Origin of the sequence: Bacillus sp. GC_Bacil_1, from assembly GCF_026540675.1 — a bacterium.
GTDB lineage: Bacteria > Bacillota > Bacilli > Bacillales > Bacillaceae_G > Bacillus_A > Bacillus_A cereus.
This window is the reverse complement of sequence record NZ_JALNUG010000001.1, coordinates 223151-241969: the sequence shown is the minus strand read 5'-3', so window position 1 is coordinate 241969 and position 18819 is coordinate 223151. Positions and strand designations below refer to the sequence as shown.

Here is an 18819-nt window from a genome sequence, read left to right as displayed (position 1 = left end):
GAAATGATACTAATCATTTCAAAGCGACATCTTTATTCATATTCCTCTCCTTTCTTTTCATTCCAATTTTTCATATTAAAATGATTTTATAGTATAAATTTGAGTGTATTGTAACATTTTTTGTAATATTATGAATAGCGAATCTCAAAAATTGGTATATACCAATTTCAACCTCGAAAAATGAGTAATATTGATAGAAAAACACTATAAAAATATCTTGCATATTTACAAAATTAAAGAGATGAATAGCGTTTTTTCAATATAAAATAAAAAAGATAGCCTATATAGGCTATCTTTTTTATTTTATTTAATTACTCGCACCACTATATGCTACATGTCGTTTCTCAATTCTCTCTTCAATTTCTTTCATATTTTCTTTATTATTTAATAGTGATTGTTTATTTTCAATTAATAATTGTTTAAAAGATTTCCTCACTTTTTTTCTCATTTTCATTGTCCTCCTTGGGGGATGGTTTATATAAAAGATAAAGAATTATCTGTGTGTCCTTATAATAATTGATTGTTGTGAATTCTATTTGAACTTCATATGAAAATTCCATTTATTTTCTGACAACTTTGTGAACACGAAAAAAAGACTCTCTAAAACTATGTTGAAATTAATTCACTTCATTATAAAAATTACTATTTCTATCAACTTTTATCATTATATCTTGTCGAAACATTTATATATTTAAAATTGAGTTCGACATAATTTTATTTACTATAATACTGTTTACAAAAACAAAAAGAAGGTGTCACCAAGTCAAAGTTCGACTTATGCAACATCCCTCTTTCCAAACTATTTATAGCATATTTATTAATATTTCAGGTCTTCCCCAATTCATTTCTTCACAAACAAATCTAAGTTTTTCTTCATCCATTGTGTGTAATCCCTCTTCTAGTAAACATGAAATTGGAACTTCACAGTGAATTTGTGCTAATTGCAACGAAATATTTAAGTTCTCTAAATCACTTTCAATCTTCGTACGCTGCGCTTTTGTTAATGATTCTACATTTTCTAGTACAGCGGATACTGTTCCGTGCTCTTGAATAAGCTTATACGCTGTTTTTTCACCGATACCTTTTACACCTGGATAATTATCACTTGTATCTCCCATGAAAGCTTTTGCATGGACGATTTGCCACGGCTCTACACCTTTTTCTTCCATGATTTTCTCCGGTGTGTAATATTCGTAATTTCCAATTCCTTTACGCAGAAGCATAACTGTAACGTTCTTATCAACAAGTTGAAGTAAATCTGTATCACCAGTTAAAATATAAACTTCAGCTTCATTGCAGTATTGTTTTGCAAGCGTACCGATACAATCATCGGCTTCGTAGCCTTTCATACCGATAACTGGAATGGATAATTTTGCAGTCATTTCTTGCACTAAATCAAATTGAGGAATTAATTCTTCTGGTGGCGCTGCACGATTTGCTTTATAATTCGAGAACGATTCTGTTCTAAATGTCGTACTTCCCATATCCCAGCATGTAACGATATGTGTTGGTTCGATCGCTTGCGTAGCTGTTAACAAGTGTTTCATATAACCATGAATCCCGTTCGTAGGGGTTCCATCTTGTCGTTTCATAAATTGTCCGTAGACACTTGTTGCGTAAAAAGCACGAAATAATAGTGCCATACCATCAACTAATAATACTTTTTTCATAATTCCTCTCCTATTAAAAAAATAATAACCTCACGTTATCACGTAAGGTTATATAAATAGATTACCATTCTACGTTTTTGCTCAACTTTGTCTATTATACATTGTTTTTGTATATTTAGCACCATTAACACATTAAGACGTTCTACTACAACAAGTATGCAATATGCCTGAATACGTATTTTTTCCAGTAGAAACAACGACAGCCTTTGCACTTCCACTAACGATATGTGAACCTTTAAAACATACATTTTCAAGCTCAAGTGGATTATAATCTTTCATCCGTTTTAATGGAATAAATCGTTTACGTTCAAGGTGATAGCAGCTTTCAAACTTCTCTATGCTCGCTTCGTTTCCCGTTAACACAGACTCATTCACTAATAAATCATCTGCATAAATAATACGTACATCAGCTGGCACAGCATCTCCAGCCGAAAGAAAAATCATATCTCCAGGTACAAGTTCTTGCACTGGTATCTCTATCATTTTCAGTTCACTATTTAGCCCTGTACTATTAGAACATTCTACTCTAGATACAGTAATCGTTTCACGTTGTAACTCATCACACACACGTTGTTTTGAAAAACCTGGAATCATGCCACCAAGCTTCATCATTACTTCTGCAAGAATTGCTCTTTTTGAAGTTAGTTCATTTCGGCCATATACTTGAATACGTTTTTGTGCCTCTTTCATTGATAGTCCGTCTCTTGTTGTTTTAAAATATGCAAATACAGATTTTACATCTCTTGTTGCAATTTCAATTAATAAATCTTTATTTTTTTGGAGCATTGTTTGTTCTTTTATTGATTTTTTATTTAGTTTATATGACGTGTTACCCACAGTTTTGTTTGCATATAACATATTATCGTCTCCTCCTTTACAACATAGGAAGAAACGCTTTGTTTCTCAATTTATCCACTTTACTGTGAAAGTGTCTAGCGCTTTATAAACGCTACATTGTGATAAATATAGAGGGAGGAACAAATCGTTTCCTGCCTACATCATATATTTTTGATTTGAAGTATATGGGTAACGGAACCGAGTCAGAATTTGACATGCTCCTCACCTCCTCGTTTAATTTTATAGTTTATACTATGAAATTACTCATAGCTTGGTAACAAAAAAGACCCCTACCCTTAAGAGAGTAGTGGCCATTACATACACAAATAAACGATTTCTAATATAATTAGAAATCTACGGACCTCTCCCTCGCCGAGTTTTAGCACTGTATAGCATAGGTACATTACCAGCTACGTTAAGAAAAACCTTAATTCGATCATTCCTGTTGACCCATTGGCGTCTCTCGACATTTTTGGGCAGTAGCATTTCTCTATACAGGAGCCTCACCTAACAGAGACTTATTTTCATTACATTGAAAATGTTACTCTTATTTAAAATAGATGTCAACAGTAGCCTACAATTTTTTCAAAAGGTATGGCAAACTAACGTATATAAAGTGAAACTTTAATCAGTGGGGGTTTTGTTCATCCCCCACTGATTATTAGCCCTCACCAATCGGGCTGCCCGGCAAATAGCGGGATAGAATAAAAAACTTTACGTTTAAACGTAAAGTTTTTAATAAGTTATACAACCAGCGATTACAATCCCAATCGAAAGCGATAAAAACATAAGAAAAAGACCGACTGCTTGATTATCTTCTTCGAGACTTTTGTTTATATTAAAGCGTGGTGTAAGCCACTCAGCTAAATAAAAGACGATAATTTGAGCCAAAATCCCAACTGCTCCCCACGAAATCATATCAAGAAGTGAAATTGAATTAGCTGCTGTCGAATATAAAACAACAGCTAACCCAAGTAATCGTCCTCCAAGCACATAGCTTACCGCCTTATTTCCTTGAGCCATTAACTTAAATTCCTTTACTTTCGTTGTCACTTCCATCAAGAACAGACCTATACATAAAAGGCCGAGTGTTACTGCTAAATATAATAAAAAATTAATCATTTTTCCCCCTCCTTTTTATACCTACCGGTAAATAGTACGATTCATTTCCTGTAATCTTTTCTCCCGCACGAATACCGATACTACTCGCTTTTCCAGCAATTAAAAACGAACCAAACACATATGACAGTTTCTCGATCCCTTTTTCTGTTTCCAAGGATACGACTGGCAGTTCGGTATACTTTTGAAATATCGGCAGTGACGCTTTATACGTTTCGTGTGCATTTTGAAGCATAATATTTTCGTCTTTATCGCGAATCGTAATTGTATCTCCTTCTCTCCCAAATGAAGGTTTTTGAACGAAAGAACCTTTTCCTAAAAATAAATCTGGTTCTAAATATGTAGGTAACATATATTCTTTAATCCACTGTTGTTCCTCATTTGTATAAAAGACCTCTTCTTCTGCTAACCCCCAAATAAGACACTGAATTGATTTTGGCTGAAGTAAAAATGCTGACAAAGGATTTATTATAAAAAGCTTTCCGGCTTTTACAAGTTGTAACAGTTCCACACCTACCAAATCTCCTGTTTCAGGATCTTGATCCTCAATTAAATCTTCTATCGGATATGTTTGGCGATATAAAACATCAATCTTCGCCCCATCTTTATCGACTAGAGCACCCTTTGTAATTCTAAGTTCTGACATTGGCACTACTTTATTTTCAACATGGCATAGCTGACTTAAATACATAGTCGTATTCCAATCCTCGATATGTTCATGATGTGCTGTAAAAACAACATTTGGATTATCTAATCCCTTTGTCGCTTCCATTACTGCTTTCGTTACACCAGAAGATAGCAATCGTTCTTGATCCGAGTTTGGATCATCATAGCCTAGATTTTCACATACTTTCCCATTCATTTGAAAACATTCCACAATAAAAGTTGGTGTATCACTATTAAACTCAAGCATTTTGATTTTATTATCCTCTGTTACAGCAAAATCAAATCGCGAAATTACAGATTCAGGATAAAGCCCTTTCATTCTAATGAATGATAAACTCGCGGATGGAAAGCCAAGATCTAGAAGCTGTTCGTCACTTAAATTACGCAGCAGTCTAGCAGTCTTAAAAAATATTTTCCCCATTCGTTCAGTCGCTAAGTGTAATTGGTCCAAAGTCTGATTTGTTATAGAAAAAACATGAAACAAACTATACTCACATTCATATAAATCCGACCAAAAATTCGGATATTTTAAATAAAATTCTTTTCGATCCCTTATGTATTGTGACATATTTTAGCCCCCAAATCCTCCCTTTGAACCGCTTCCAATTCCACCTTTAAATTCAGCAGACGATTGATACGATTTAAACGCCGATGAATTTTTAAAAGTGGATTTATTTTGATAGTATCGCCCACCATAGAAATAATGCCCACGATAACCTGAACTACTATCATCACACTGCCATACCCCAAGTTCATCATCCCAATCCCAATCAGAACAACTATTATCATTCGGTTTTGGGGGAAGATCTTGTGCGCAACCAAATAAAGTGCCAGTCATTAAAGACGTTACGACACCACCTACTAGCCATTTCGTTTTTGTCACCTTCGCACTCCCCTTTTTAAATTCTATTCCTATTATATAGGATGGCATGATAAAGTAGAAGAAAAAGGAAGAAGAGGGATGAAATGCGCTTAGAATATCGACTTAATGATGAAACGAAAGGGTATCCTGCTTTATGGAACTACGCCAATATTTCTAATTCTGAAATTATCGCACGCATGACTTGTGAATATTTTATTAAAGAGAAAAATACTTATGTTGTTACTGCAACTTCGGTTGATCCAGACGGAACAGCAGTTATTTATATTCAAAAAGAAGTTTTCGCCAATGACCCTTCAGACCCTACATACTCCCACATCGGTTTTGAAATTAGAGAACTAAGTGAAACGAGTTCAAGCTTAGTAGATAGTCAAGATGTATGGAACTACGAAGAAATTTTACCATCTCTTCATTCAGATATTATATATATTCAGCGAGACGGCATGTCTATGGAATTCTCCTTGGATTCAAGAGAGATTGATGAAGACAGAAAGTGCTACATTTATTACGGAAACTTCACAGGTGAATCAAGATAATATTGATATATCTATGCAACAAAAAAACCTTACGTATAAAACGTAAGGTTTTTATATAGCCCCACATATGCCGTTCTCTCTAGATGTCCATAAACCTGCTCTCACAGGTGGATGCTCTCACAAATGTTTGTAACTTCCTTCTTAAAAAGATGGCATGTTAGCTACATTTAAATATTGAACTTCCATATTAAACTTATTGGTTTAAGACATGCATAAGCTACGTACACCGTAGGAATTTTATATAAGGTTAGTTGAAATAAGACCCCCGCACGTGCCGCTCCTCGTAAATGTCCAAAAACCCGCTACTCGCAGGTGGATGCCCTCACAGTTACCGTACATCTTCCTCCACAAGGAAGGCTTGATGATGGTCGCTAAATATTGAGCTTCCGTATAACTAACATCGGTTTTAGACATAAATAAGTTACGTACACCGCAGGATGTATTATTTACTTGTCGTTATATTATCACATTGTTTCCAATGTGTAAAATACAAAGTTTTTCGAGCAACCTCTTGCTTGTGACCTTATTTTAATACAAATTATTTTTGCATGCAAGTGATTAATCTTCTTCTTTTGCAATTTGATTTTCTGGATAAGAAATCCAATCACTCCAGCTACCTGCATACAATTTAACATTTTGGAATCCAGCCAATTTTAACGCAATGATATTTGGACATGCCGTAACACCAGAACCACAATATACAATGGTTTCCTTATCTTTCGACAGATTTTGGAATCGTTCTTGTTGCTCAGCTTCATTCTTAAATTGTCCTGATTGCAACATTCCATCCTTCCAAAAATAGTTTGTTGCTGTCGGAATATGTCCTGCTTTATGATCGACAAGTTCCTCTACACCAGCATAACGTTTTGGCTCTCTTGAATCAATTAACGTAACATCTGCACCTGCTTGGATATTCTCTCTTACTGTTTCCATCGATACAAGCATATGATCTTGTATGTTTGTTTTAAATGTTTTTCGTATAACAACAGGAATTTCCGTTGTTGTCGGTAGTCCATTCTCTTTCCAAACCGGGAAACCACCATCTAATATATATACTTTCTCATGTCCTACATAGTTACATAACCACCATAAACGAGCAGCATTTGCACCAGCTTGACTGTCATACGCAATTACTGTCGTATGTTCATCAATACCAACCTCCGAAAGCTTGTCCGCAAACTCTTCAATGCTTGGCAACGGATGGCGGCCACCATGTTCTGCTATAGGACTTGATAAATCTAAATTCAAATCAAAATATAACGCATGAGGAATATGTTCTTCTTCATACTTTTCTCTACCCCAATTAGGATTCGCTAAATCAAAACGACAATCGATTACACGGACGTTCTCATCTTCTATATGCTCACGTAACCATTCGACTGTAACTATCATTTTTAACGACCTTCTTTCTCTTGTAAACGACTTACATACTCCATAACCATTTCTTCTGTAACATATTTACGCTGCAAGGTAACACCATTTTTTGCAAGATCATTAATTTGCTTTGTTACAACATTAATGACATCAACCGAAAATTCTTTCCCATTTGACGCAAGAGATACGGCTGCTTCAATAGCTGCTTCACGCTGCGCATCTAATTGTAAACATGCTTTTACACTTTCATTTTGTTTACGAGAATGTGCTGTAATTGCTTTATGTACTTCCATCTTCTCTTCCCCCTAAATAAGTTATACGTTCTAATTCAATTCCATTGCAAGCCGAATCATATCACGGCATACAATGCCATTTTCAATAATCTCTTCTTCATAATGCTTCGAAAAGTAATCAAAATCAATAGAAAAAATACGAAATCCACATTTTTGATATAAAGCAAGTTGTGAAACACTAGAATTTCCTGTACCAATTTCAAGTTTTGACATACCATATCCTTTAGCAGTTTCTACGGCATGCCTTAATAGCTTCTTCCCAATCCCTTTTCCTTGCAAATGCTCTGCAACCGCAATATTCATGATTTCCATCGTCTTCGGCCTTGTTTCCAAAAGAACATACACACCGATGATGCTGCCCCCTTGCTTTGCTACGTATGTTAACCCTCTTTGTACATATATAGCTATTTGCCGTTCACTTGGATCAGCAAGTAGCAATAAAGACTTCGGTATAGCCTCTTTTAAAATACGTTCTATTACAAAAGACATAAAAAATCCCCCCATCTCTATTGTTCTAAACCCTCCTTGTCTACCATAAATAATAGAAAGGAGGGATTCACCATGGACAACAATGAGAAAAAATGCAACGTCATCTCTATTGATGGAAAGAAGAAGAAAAGCGACACGTATTCCTATCCAAAATTAGTAGTTGAAAATAAAACATACGAATTTTCTTCATTCGTCTTATGCGGTGAAACACCAGATGGCAGACGACTCGTTCTTACTCATATGATTTCTACCGATGAATTTGCTGGATTTGTCAAATCTTTAGATACTGTACTGCAAAAGAAAATTGAACGAATCTTTTTCTCATAACGACTATATAACATAAATTTCTTTTTCAATCTCTACTAACTGATTGTGCAATTGTTCTTTACTTTGTTCATATAGAGATACATCGATCGTTTCAGCCAATGCAAACAATATACTTTCATAATAGTTCATTACATCTTGTTGCATCACTTTTTGGAATAAATTCCACTTCATATCCCATTCTTGCTTATAATGATGGACAAATAAATCTTTTTCATCGGCTACATAGTTTGATACAAGCGGTTCTAATACAAATTTAGCGTCTTCTTGCATAAAAGCTTTGTCATTCTTTTCAAAAAAGCTTTTCTCATTTTTAAAATGTGCCAGTGCTTTTTTGAAATCTTTTATTTCAACTGAAGGGAACGGTTCTTTATGTGTAATATCTTTATATTCATACTCAACTGTTCCATTCATAGAAATTGATTGATTTTCTACTTTACAGTTCACTACAATTTCGTCCTTTGCACGCTTCATCACTTCGTCTATCCATTTTTCAAGACGTAATGATGTCGCACGCATTTCTTGTAATAAATCATGCTGAATAAATGCTACTAATTCCATAACACACTGTTGCAATTGTGTTTTCACATTTCCATCCGTTCGAAGTGACGCCGGATTAATAAATTCAGTAAACACATCGTTATAACGTAGGAATAGACGCTGTTGCACGTAATAAAGCAACTCTTTCACTTCATTTTGCATCGCCTGTTCTTCAGCAAGTACACTATATGATGAAATAATATGAAGTAGTTGATCACGCTCTGCTTCATATTTTTTCGTTTGCTTCTCTTTCTCTTCATTCCCCTGCTTTGCACCATTTATCATGTTTACTAAAAGCTGATTTGCCCCTTGCAACGCACCATATAGAGCATGCACAGAAACAAGCATTAAATCTCTCATCATAAAGGACGTAAATGATTCCTCAAACTTAGTAATTCCAGAGTTTTGTAAAATACCATACTTCTCTTTTTCAACATTCTTTCCTTGTTTCTCTTCAAGCGCACATAAACTTGAAATTGCAAATAAACGCGGATTTCTAATACCGTATTGCAGTAGCTGATCTGCGATATAACCTTTTACCATTTCAAGTTCTTCTTCAGACTCTGCTAAATCCGCCGCATTAATTAAGAAGAACATTTTATCAAGGGCAAAAGTATCCTTTACACGCCCAAGCTGAATTAAAAATTCACGATCAGCACGAGAGAATACATGGTTATAATATGTTACAAATAAAATAGCATCTGCATTTTTAATATACTGGAATGCAACATCCGTATGGCGAGCATTAATAGAATCCGCTCCAGGTGTGTCTACAAGCGCTACTCCCTGCCTTGTTAAAGCACAATCATAATAAAGCTCCATATACTCAACGAAGCATGATTTTTCTTCATTCGCTACATAATCAGAGAACTCTTCTAATGTGACTTGTACTTGTTCTCCTAAATAAGTAGAAACTGCATCATACCCTTTTTGTACCGCTCGTAAAAAGCTAAATGTTGTTTTTTGCTTCCCAGTCGGTGAAGGATATTTCATAACTTTATCAATTTGTGCTAACGCCTCATCTAACGTAGTAATCTCATAATGAAACAGCTTATAAACAGCTTTCATATCTTCTAATAGAGCTTGCTTTGATTTGAATTGAACCATTACTGTTCCGTGTGGTTTTTCCTCTGTAACCGGCAAAATTTGATTAATCGTTGCCGTCGTCGGATTTGGTGATACAGGAAGTACCTTCTCACCAAGTAAGGCATTGGCAAATGATGATTTCCCAGCACTAAAAGCTCCGAATAACGCTACTGTAAATTGTTTCGTTTCCACACGACGCCTTTTTTCTATCACCTCTTGCTGTACATGTTTCAGCGCTGGCAATGGCTCTAATATCATTTCAGCTTTCTTCACTTTCTCTAATATACGCTGAATATTTAAAGCTGCCGTTCCTTTTATCTCTTCTTCATGAGCCGCTACGTTATCATTTACCATTTCCTGCTCTTGTAGTGTGAATTTCTCACTAACAATTTGTTTTTCACGTTGCAATATCTGCTCTATTTGCAATCCTTCTGGTGTAGCAACACGCTCGTGCCAAACATTTTGTAAATAACTTTCATACGTCTCTAAATTGTTACTGTATTGTAATTCCGTCTCTTTTGCCGTTTGCAACATCGTATATTTTTCAATCTCTTCTTCCATACGAGCAACTGCTTCCTTCACTTTTTGCTTTAAAACAACTGCACTTTTATCAAAAATTTGCTGTGCTTTTGTAAAATAACGTTTCTTCAGTTCATTCGCTACATCCGCTGTATAAAGAAGTAAGTAATCACCTGTGAAACCTGCACCTTGTTTAATGACTTCAGCTAACATTTCTGGTCCAAAAGCGATTTCTAAAGCATATATGTCTTTCCCAATTTCCTCCGTGAACAATCCTTCTTCTTTTAAGAAGGCTACAATAAATTCTTTCACATGAAAATCAAGTTGCGTTTCAACAGTCTTTTGAAGGGCAGAATAAAACGCCTCTACACGTCTTTGTTTTTCTTGCTCCGTCTTTCCTTTCGCAAATAGCAAACCAACTTTAAACTTTGTTAATTTCGTTTCTAAATATGCATTTGCCAATTCTCTCATTTCAAATGGCATTAAATACGCGTTATCTAATATAGCTTGTAAACCTTTTATAAATTCGTTTCTCACATGAGATTCTTTACTAGCCTCGCGATGTTTAGTTTCCGTTAGCTCTTCTTTCTTTTCAACTATTTCTGAAATCAAAAGCGGTGATGCTAACTCTTCCTCATATGTCAAAAGAGCTTTTTCATTTTCAGAAACAATAAACGAGAAATGTTCTCCCATTAAATGTTCTGTTTCTCGCTCCATTCCCTCTCTTACATACTGCTCTTTTTCTTTCATAATAGAAGTAATTAATGTTTCTAAGCTTCCAATTTCATTATGTGGATGGTTCATCATTCGTAATGACGTATAATAAACTCCATCTACTTCAATATCCCAGTTAGAGAACGATTGTTTCACACTATCTTTATAATCCTCAAATGATAATTCATTTTCTTTATGTTTATCTATTTGATTTACAACGAGATAAACCGTTTTATTACGTTGTTTCAATTCTTTAACAAATTGCAAATTCACTTCCGATTGGACGTGATTATAATCCATCATATAAAAAATTACGTCTGCTAGATGTAGCGTTGATTCTGTTGCTAGTTGATGGGCATCATCTGTTGAGTCAATCCCTGGTGTATCAACTAACATAACACCCTCAGGAATTGGTGCATCATTCCGATAAATATGAACACCAATTACCTCATCGCCATCTTTACAAATTTGCTTTAATTCTTCTGCTGAATATGCACCGTCATATTCGTACTGTTCTCCAGATTTAATCGTTACAACAACACGATCAAATCCCTTTTCAATTTTAACGACGTTAGCGCTTGTCGGAATTGGACTTGTTGGTAACAACTGCGCTTTATATAGATGATTCATCATCGTTGATTTCCCTGCTGAGAAGTGACCGCAGAACGCTATCATAAGCTGCTCTCGTTTATATTTTTGAATTACTTCAAACAACTTTAAGCTATTCTCTGCATCGCCGTGTTTTTGCCACTCTTCATAAAAACAAACAAGTTTTTTCATACCGTTTGTCTGTACTATGTTTGTCATCCCCTTGTTCCCCTTTATCCAAGATGTATATACTTTTCCCCGCTAATTGCGAGCTCATAACCAGTGAGAGTTACACCTACCCATTGATTACAGTTTCACTTTACTATCATACTAAATTTTCAGCATATTCTCATTAAAAATAAAAAATCCCTTTCATTCTTTTTACAAATGAAAGGGATTTTATGTCATATCACTCATTTTGCTGTTCCTACTCCATTTAAAACATACTTTGCAATAACTGCATATACAGCAACTGTACCTGCTACTAATGCATATACCATACTCATGCACCAACCTTTTTTGATAATGATTATCACTTTTGAATACATTTTATCATTAAAGAGAATCATTATCAATACTTTTCATAAAGAAAGCTCCTTATAAGAAGGAGCTTTACTGCCTGTTTTGAAAAAGGTTAAAACTTGTTGTGCACTCTTATTATATCTCATCCTACATAACTTAACAGTTTAAAAAAATGGAAATATCCCCTATCCCCTCCATCTTACATTTTGTATACTAAAAGGGAATTACTTAACAAGGAGGAAAAAAATGACACAAAATCTCACACAAGGCGAGAGGATACACTCCATTGATATTATTAGAGGAATAGCTGTATTAGGTATTTTTCTTGTTAACTGGCCAATTATTGCCGGGGTTGACTCACGTGATATTACAGGAATTTACGAAGGGATAGACAGCTATATTCGCCTATTTTACGATATGTTTATTCAAACGAAATTTTATACAATTTTTTCGTTTTTATTCGGATTAGGTTTTTATATTTTTATGAATCGTGCTGAGGCGAAGACCGATCGTCCAAAAACTTTGTTTGTTCGCCGCTTACTTATCTTATTATTATTCGGGTTCTTACATTACGTTCTTTTATGGGACGGTGACATTTTACATACTTATGCAATTACCGGGTTTTTCTTATTTTTATTTTACAAAAGAAAGACACGTACTATTTTAATATGGTCAATTGTACTATTAAGTTTCATGCAATTGTTCACATTATTAGGTTCTCTTGTCATGTTATTAGTGCCGGTAGATGAACTAGGCCTTTCCATAGCCATTATGCCGTTAGAAAACTGGGGCTTACAAATTACAGACAGATTCTATTCATTCTATTCTGAAGCAATAAGTAACAGTCTTATTATGCTTCCTGAAACACTAGGATTGTTTTTACTCGGATTATATGCCGGTAAAAAAGACATTTTCCGCCGTGCTAAGGAATTAGATCCAAAACTTAAAAAATGGCAAATCATTATGTTCATTTTAACATTACCGATGTGGTTTATTATGGTTTACTTCTTTATGAACAATCAACCATACACACCATTTTCACTTATGGGCATTACGATGATAAGCGGAAAGACATTGTTCATCTTCTACATTGTCACGTTAATGCGTTTATTACAAAAAGAAAAATGGCAAACGTTATTACGTCCATTCCAATACGTTGGACGAATGGCATTAACAAATTACATCTCGCATACAATTGTTACATTACTTGTATTCGGGCTATTGTTTAAAAATGATTATCTGGCTCCACTATGGGTTGGACCACTATTCTGCATTAGTTTCTACACGTTACAAATCTTTATTAGCCGCTGGTGGCTTTCACATTACCAATACGGACCACTTGAGTACATTTGGCGTCTTGGTACTTACGGGAAAATGATGCCACTTAAAAAGAAAAGCAAGGTCTCATAACGAGACCTTGCTTTTTTACGCTTCTCTTACTGCACTTTGCATAGACACCGGCTCTTCTTTTACTTTCACTTTACGCTGTGGCACCATATTAAATACGATATTTAAAAGTACTGCTGACGCACTTCCAAGTACAATTCCGTTATCTGTTAAAATACGAATGTTTTCAGGAAGTTGTGAGAATAATGTAGGAACAACTGTAACCCCAAGCCCAATTCCGACAGAACATGCAACAATTAATAAGTTTTCTTGTTTGCCAAAATCAACGCTACTTAACATTTTAATACCATATGCCATTACCATACCGAACATTGCGAGCATAGCACCGCCAAGTACTGATTTCGGAATGATTGTTGTAATAGCTGCGATTTTAGGAATGAATCCAAGAACGATTAACATACCACCGCAAGTATAAATAATAACGCGATTTCTTACTCCAGTTAATTGAACAAGTCCTACGTTTTGAGAGTAAGTTGTATATGGGAACGCGTTGAAAATGCCACCTAACACCATCGCTAATCCTTCTGCTCGATAGCCCTTTGTTAATTCTTTTTCACCGATTTTTTTATTGCAAATATCAGATAATGCAAAGTATACACCCGTTGCTTCCACAATCCCTACACAAGCAACGAGAATCATCGTAATAACTGGTGTTAATTCAAATGTTGGTGTACCGAAGTAAAATGGTTGAATACCATGGAACCAATCAGCCTCTCCAACCGCTTGCAAGCTTACTTTCCCCATAAACGCTGCAACGATTGTACCGAACAATAGACCTAGTAAAATAGAGATTGAACGAATAAATCCATCAAAGAAACGATACATAATGATGATAAATAGTAACACACCAAATGCTAATGCTAAATTTTCAAGACTACCGAAATCCTTACTTCCTACTCCGCCAGCCATATCATTAATTGCTGCTGGAACAAGTGTAACTCCAATTACAGTAACAACAGATCCTGTTACAACAGGTGGAAATAGTTTTACAAGCTTTCCAAATAATTTCGCAAAAATAACAACGAATAACCCAGCAGCAATAATTGCTCCATAAATAGAAGACACACCGTATTGTTTTCCAATCGCAATCATCGGTCCAACGGCTGTAAATGTACAACCGAGTACAACGGGAAGTCCAATACCGAAAAAGCGATTTGATAATGCTTGTAAAATTGTTGCAACGCCGCACATTAATAAATCAATTGAGACTAAATATGTTAATTCTTTTTGATTTAAACCAAGTCCACCGCCCACAATAAGCGGAACGATAATTGCTCCAGCATACATTGCAAGCATATGTTGCATACCAAGCGATGCAATTTTAAATGGATGCTGCTTCATCGTTTATTTCACCTCCGCAGTTTCTTGCTGTACAAATGTAACTGTGCCGTTATCAAGTGATGCAATTTCTGCTAGTGATTCAACACGAACGCCTTGTTCACGAAGCTTCTTTCCTCCATCTTGAAATGCTTTTTCAATAACAATTCCAATTCCTGCAATACTTGCTCCTGCTTGCTCTACCAAACTCATTAAACCTAAAGCAGCCTGACCGTTTGCTAAAAAGTCATCGATGATTAGCACGCGATCATTTTCATCAATATGATTTCGAGATAATGAAATTTCATTTGTTTCTTGTTTTGTAAATGAATATACGTTTGCAACGTACATATTATCTTGTAACGTTAACGATTTACGTTTTCTTGCAAAGATTACTTTTACACCAAGCTCTAATGCAGCCATAACAGATGGTGCAATGCCTGAAGATTCAATCGTCACGATTTTTGTAATGTTCTCTTCTTTAAAACGTTTAGCAAATTCTTTTCCGATTTCTTGCATAAGTACTGGATCAATTTGGTGATTTAAAAATGCATCCACCTTTAATACGTCACCAGATAAAACCTTTCCTTCATTCAAAATCTTTTCTTGTAATACTTTCATGTTTGTTCCCCCTCTTATGCAATAAAAAAACTCCAAAAGCCGCCACCACTCGTTACAAGTGAGAGACGCGCTTTTGGAGTTTCGCAAAAAAGAATGCCAAACAAGCAATTATATTCGTCCTCACTCATAGTCAAAGTATTTACGGTACTTCGGTAGAAACTTGCAGGCCATATCCCCGCGATTATATGAGTGTAGCTAACTATTTATTTTATAGAAGGATTATAACGCACTTTTTATACTTTGAAAAGCATTTATCGAAAAAACACGTACGAATTTTTAAAAACTACTATTTTCGTTCGAGTTTTGTAAACTCTTTCATTTCCAATTACAGCTTCGTTAAAATGATTGGCCCATCTTTTGTAATCGCAAGTGTATGCTCATATTGAGCTGATAATTTCCCATCCATCGTTCGTGCAGTCCACCCATTTAAATCTACTTTCGAATATCGCATACCTACATTGACAATCGGCTCAATCGTAATCACCATTCCTTCTTGTAACTGAGGCCCTTGTCCTTGTTTCCCAAAATGAAAAATTGCTGGTTCTTCATGAATCTCTTTACCGATTCCATGTCCCGTAAAGTCTCTTGCGACAGAAAAACCTTCATTTGTTACATAACTTTCAATTGCATAGCCAATGTCTCCTACATGATTACCGATTACCGCCTGATCAACCCCTTTATATAAAGCATTCTCAGCTACTAGCAACAACTTTTCTGCTTCATCAGAAACTTTTCCAACTCTATACGTCCAAGCAGAATCTGAAAGACCCCCATTTAAGTTTACTACCGTGTCAATTGTTACAATATCACCCTCAGTTAAAGGAACATCGGCCGGAAACGCATGACACATTTCATCGTTTACAGATGCACATATCGCATATGGATAACCATTGTAATCTTTCTGTTCAGATGTGGCACCATGCTTTTTTAAATACATTTCAACAAACGTATTAATCTCTTGCGTCGTTATACCTGGCTTTATCATTTTCGCAATTTCTTTATGACATGAAGCAAGTAATTTTCCAGATTCATGCATCAAATCTATTTCATTTTTCGTTTTAATTGTAATCATACTACCTCTACCTTTCCTTGCTAAACCTACTATTCGCTACTAAACTTCTATCATACACATCCTTTACCAAAATTTCAAAACCCTCAATTACAACAAGTAAAAAATATGTATCATATATTTCTAAATCAAAATAAAAAAACAGAAGATCCCTCTGTTTTTTAATCACGTTTACATATGTAGTTCATTTTCAAAAACTCAAAACAACTACCATTTGTTTTCTGTATAAACGTTCCAACCACTTCAAATCCCGCCCTTTTATACACTTTTATCGCTCTCTCATTAAATGTCGCTACTGATAGTGTTATATATTTGCATCCGTATTTTTCTTTGCTAAAAGCTAGTCCAGCATTCACGAACTGTAAACCAAATCCATTGCCAGTTATATCAGGTCTCATTCCAAGTCCTATATCAACCGTTCCATCATTCATTTTACAAACAGTAAAAAAACCAATGAGAATGCCATTTTGCTTCACAGAAAATGTATGATCTCCTCTACTCTCACCATGTAAAAATTCAGCTAAATCTTCTTCATCTGCCTCTATATCATAAAAAGAATATTTCCCTTCATAATGCCAGTTATACGCAATTTCCTCCGCTTCTTCTTGCTTCATTACTGTATATGTATGACCCATTCTATCATCCCCTTTAATAAAAAGAGCTGCAATTAAGCAGCTCTTTTTTTACAACTCATAAATCGCTCTATATTTCGCTTCTAAATAATCGGCTAAGTAGTTTGCATTTAAGCCTTCACCTGTTACATCTTCTAAAATTTCAAGCGGCTTTTTCGTTTTACCATATTGGTGAATATGTTCTGTTAACCATTCACGAATCGGTGTTACGTTTCCTTCTTCTAATAATGCATCAAAGTTCGGAATGTCTTTTAACATTCTTTGCTTAAATTGCGCTGCATACATGTAACCAAGCGCATAAGATGGGAAGTATCCAAATGAGCCACCAGCCCAGTGAACATCTTGCAATACACCTTGCGCATCATTTTCCGGACGAATTCCTAAATATGCTTCCATCTTATCATTCCAAGCTGCTGGTAAGTCCTTCACTTGTAATGTACCATCAAATAATTCTTTCTCTAATTCATAACGCACCATAACATGAAGCGGGTATGTAAGCTCATCTGCTTCTATACGAATGAATGACGGCTTCGATTCGTTAATTGCATCATAAAACTCATCGACTGACATATCATCAAATTGACCATCGCTATACTCTTTTAATAAATCATAATTTTTCTTCCAGAATGATTTATTACGGCCGATAAAGTTCTCAAAGAATAATGATTGTGATTCGTGAATACCCATAGATGTACCACTGCAAAGTGGTGTACCTTCAAATTGTTCTGCAATGTTTTGTTCATATACTGCATGACCACATTCATGAATTGTTCCAAATACAGCCATACGGAAATCTTTTTCATCATAGCGTGTCGTAATACGAACATCCCCTCTATTTAATGTAATTTCGAAAGGATGTACTGTTTCATCAAGACGACCTGCTTCAAAGTCATAATTCAATTGCTTTAATAGTTCTAATGTAAAGTTCTTTTGTTTTTCTTTTGAAAATTGTTCCGATAAAGCACTTGTTTTTAATCCTTTTTTAGACTCAGAGATTTCTTTTACAAGCGGCACGATACGCTCACGAAGTTGACCAAATACGTGATCTAAAACTTCTACTGTAATACCTGGCTCATACATGTCTAATAATGTATTGTATTTATATGTCTCATAACCCCAATATGTAATAAATTTCTTTTTAAATTCAACAATTTTTTCTAAGTACGGGCGGAACATTTCGAAATCAGATTTTTCGCGAGCTTCTTCCCACACACTCTCTGCTTTCGCTTCTAATTTCACATAAGCCTCATATTCAGCTTGTGGAATTTTTTTATTTCTATCATATTCTTTCCGACACTCTTCAACCATTTTCTTCGTCGTTTCAGAAAGTTTATCTTCACGTATTAAAGCTTCAAGTTCTGTTAAATAGTTTCCCATCTCATCTGAAGTCGACATAGCAAACACTTCTGACGAAAGCATACCAATTACTTCTGAACGCTGATCTACACCTTTTTTTGGTGCACCTGTTCTTAAATCCCAAAACATTAAACTTAATGCTTCTCCGTAATTCTGTATCTTCTTCACGTATGTTAAAAATTGTTTTTCTACCTCATATGTAGCAACTGTCATCGTATAAAAGCCTCCTTTTTCTACCTCAAACTTAATTCGACACGGAA

At 35.2% G+C, this 18819-nt stretch carries 18 protein-coding genes, 2 other RNA genes and 2 riboswitches; of the genes, 3 read left to right on the top strand and 17 right to left on the bottom strand.

Going from position 1 to position 18819, the window contains the following annotated elements; genetic code table 11:
- Window positions 1-307 precede the first annotated feature (307 nt).
- From OXT04_RS01355 to OXT04_RS01330, 6 genes are all read right to left on the bottom strand, one after another.
- Window positions 308-448, bottom strand: a complete 141-nt coding sequence (locus OXT04_RS01355; RefSeq protein WP_001228048.1) for an FbpB family small basic protein — start codon at window positions 446-448, stop codon at window positions 308-310.
- A 355-nt stretch (window positions 449-803) separates the two neighbouring features.
- Entirely contained in the window at window positions 804-1670 is an 867-nt protein-coding gene (locus tag OXT04_RS01350) for a 5'-3' exonuclease (RefSeq protein WP_000757069.1), read from the bottom strand.
- Between the two features lie 132 nt (window positions 1671-1802).
- The gene (locus tag OXT04_RS01345; RefSeq protein WP_097924924.1) at window positions 1803-2528 is read right to left on the bottom strand and encodes a P-type ATPase actuator domain-containing protein; all 726 of its coding nucleotides are present in this window, start codon (window positions 2526-2528) and stop codon (window positions 1803-1805) included.
- A 335-nt stretch (window positions 2529-2863) separates the two neighbouring features.
- A riboswitch (M-box (ykoK) riboswitch) is annotated at window positions 2864-3029 on the bottom strand.
- 213 nt (window positions 3030-3242) lie between these two features.
- Complete coding sequence (locus OXT04_RS01340; RefSeq protein ID WP_000606862.1) at window positions 3243-3629, bottom strand: DUF350 domain-containing protein; 387 nt, start codon at window positions 3627-3629, stop codon at window positions 3243-3245.
- A complete protein-coding gene (locus OXT04_RS01335) occupies window positions 3622-4860 on the bottom strand; it encodes a glutathionylspermidine synthase family protein (RefSeq protein WP_065228547.1) in 1239 nt (412 codons plus the stop codon). Before OXT04_RS01335 ends, OXT04_RS01340 begins: the two co-directional genes overlap by 8 nt.
- A gap of 3 nt (window positions 4861-4863) precedes the next feature.
- Entirely contained in the window at window positions 4864-5175 is a 312-nt protein-coding gene (locus tag OXT04_RS01330; RefSeq protein WP_000169030.1) for a hypothetical protein, read from the bottom strand.
- A gap of 83 nt (window positions 5176-5258) precedes the next feature.
- Between OXT04_RS01330 and OXT04_RS01325 the strand changes: the two genes are divergently transcribed.
- On the top strand, window positions 5259-5708 hold the full coding sequence (locus OXT04_RS01325) for a hypothetical protein (RefSeq protein WP_001235522.1): 450 nt from the start codon (window positions 5259-5261) through the stop codon (window positions 5706-5708).
- A gap of 54 nt (window positions 5709-5762) precedes the next feature.
- On the opposite strand, the gene ssrS (OXT04_RS01320) is transcribed toward OXT04_RS01325, so the two are convergent.
- The 5 genes from ssrS (OXT04_RS01320) to OXT04_RS01300 all read right to left on the bottom strand — a co-directional run bounded on the left by ssrS (OXT04_RS01320) (window position 5763) and on the right by OXT04_RS01300 (window position 7864).
- A non-coding RNA gene (gene ssrS / locus OXT04_RS01320) (6S RNA) lies at window positions 5763-5946 on the bottom strand.
- A 21-nt stretch (window positions 5947-5967) separates the two neighbouring features.
- Window positions 5968-6150, bottom strand: a non-coding RNA gene (gene ssrS / locus OXT04_RS01315) — 6S RNA.
- Between the two features lie 116 nt (window positions 6151-6266).
- Window positions 6267-7100: a sulfurtransferase gene (locus tag OXT04_RS01310; protein ID WP_089170718.1), complete on the bottom strand. Its 834-nt coding sequence runs from the start codon at window positions 7098-7100 to the stop codon at window positions 6267-6269.
- A 2-nt stretch (window positions 7101-7102) separates the two neighbouring features.
- Window positions 7103-7375, bottom strand: a complete 273-nt coding sequence (locus OXT04_RS01305; protein WP_000451820.1) for a YpbS family protein — start codon at window positions 7373-7375, stop codon at window positions 7103-7105.
- A gap of 30 nt (window positions 7376-7405) precedes the next feature.
- Window positions 7406-7864 carry a GNAT family N-acetyltransferase gene (locus tag OXT04_RS01300; RefSeq protein WP_000011410.1) on the bottom strand — a complete coding sequence of 153 codons (459 nt, stop codon included), beginning with the start codon at window positions 7862-7864 and terminating at the stop codon, window positions 7406-7408.
- A gap of 72 nt (window positions 7865-7936) precedes the next feature.
- Between OXT04_RS01300 and OXT04_RS01295 the strand changes: the two genes are divergently transcribed.
- On the top strand, window positions 7937-8191 hold the full coding sequence (locus tag OXT04_RS01295; protein ID WP_000369740.1) for a DUF3931 domain-containing protein: 255 nt from the start codon (window positions 7937-7939) through the stop codon (window positions 8189-8191).
- Window positions 8192-8194: 3 nt separating this feature from the next.
- Here OXT04_RS01295 and OXT04_RS01290 read toward each other — a convergent pair whose 3' ends face one another.
- A complete protein-coding gene (locus OXT04_RS01290; protein ID WP_098256733.1) occupies window positions 8195-11854 on the bottom strand; it encodes a dynamin family protein in 3660 nt (1219 codons plus the stop codon).
- Between the two features lie 549 nt (window positions 11855-12403).
- On the opposite strand from OXT04_RS01290, the gene OXT04_RS01285 reads away from it, so the two are divergent.
- On the top strand, window positions 12404-13567 hold the full coding sequence (locus OXT04_RS01285; RefSeq protein WP_000193179.1) for a DUF418 domain-containing protein: 1164 nt from the start codon (window positions 12404-12406) through the stop codon (window positions 13565-13567).
- A 15-nt stretch (window positions 13568-13582) separates the two neighbouring features.
- On the opposite strand, the gene pbuX is transcribed toward OXT04_RS01285, so the two are convergent.
- The 5 genes from pbuX to ypwA all read right to left on the bottom strand — a co-directional run bounded on the left by pbuX (window position 13583) and on the right by ypwA (window position 18772).
- The gene (gene pbuX, locus OXT04_RS01280) at window positions 13583-14905 is read right to left on the bottom strand and encodes a xanthine permease PbuX (RefSeq protein WP_000809230.1); all 1323 of its coding nucleotides are present in this window, start codon (window positions 14903-14905) and stop codon (window positions 13583-13585) included.
- A 3-nt stretch (window positions 14906-14908) separates the two neighbouring features.
- Entirely contained in the window at window positions 14909-15502 is a 594-nt protein-coding gene (locus OXT04_RS01275) for a xanthine phosphoribosyltransferase (RefSeq protein ID WP_000866496.1), read from the bottom strand.
- A 107-nt stretch (window positions 15503-15609) separates the two neighbouring features.
- A riboswitch (purine riboswitch) is annotated at window positions 15610-15711 on the bottom strand.
- Between the two features lie 116 nt (window positions 15712-15827).
- Window positions 15828-16574, bottom strand: a complete 747-nt coding sequence (locus OXT04_RS01270) for a type I methionyl aminopeptidase (protein ID WP_065228543.1) — start codon at window positions 16572-16574, stop codon at window positions 15828-15830.
- 158 nt (window positions 16575-16732) lie between these two features.
- Complete coding sequence (locus OXT04_RS01265; RefSeq protein WP_072941250.1) at window positions 16733-17206, bottom strand: GNAT family N-acetyltransferase; 474 nt, start codon at window positions 17204-17206, stop codon at window positions 16733-16735.
- A gap of 48 nt (window positions 17207-17254) precedes the next feature.
- Complete coding sequence (gene ypwA, locus OXT04_RS01260) at window positions 17255-18772, bottom strand: carboxypeptidase (protein ID WP_023521517.1); 1518 nt, start codon at window positions 18770-18772, stop codon at window positions 17255-17257.
- Window positions 18773-18819: the final 47 nt, after the last annotated feature.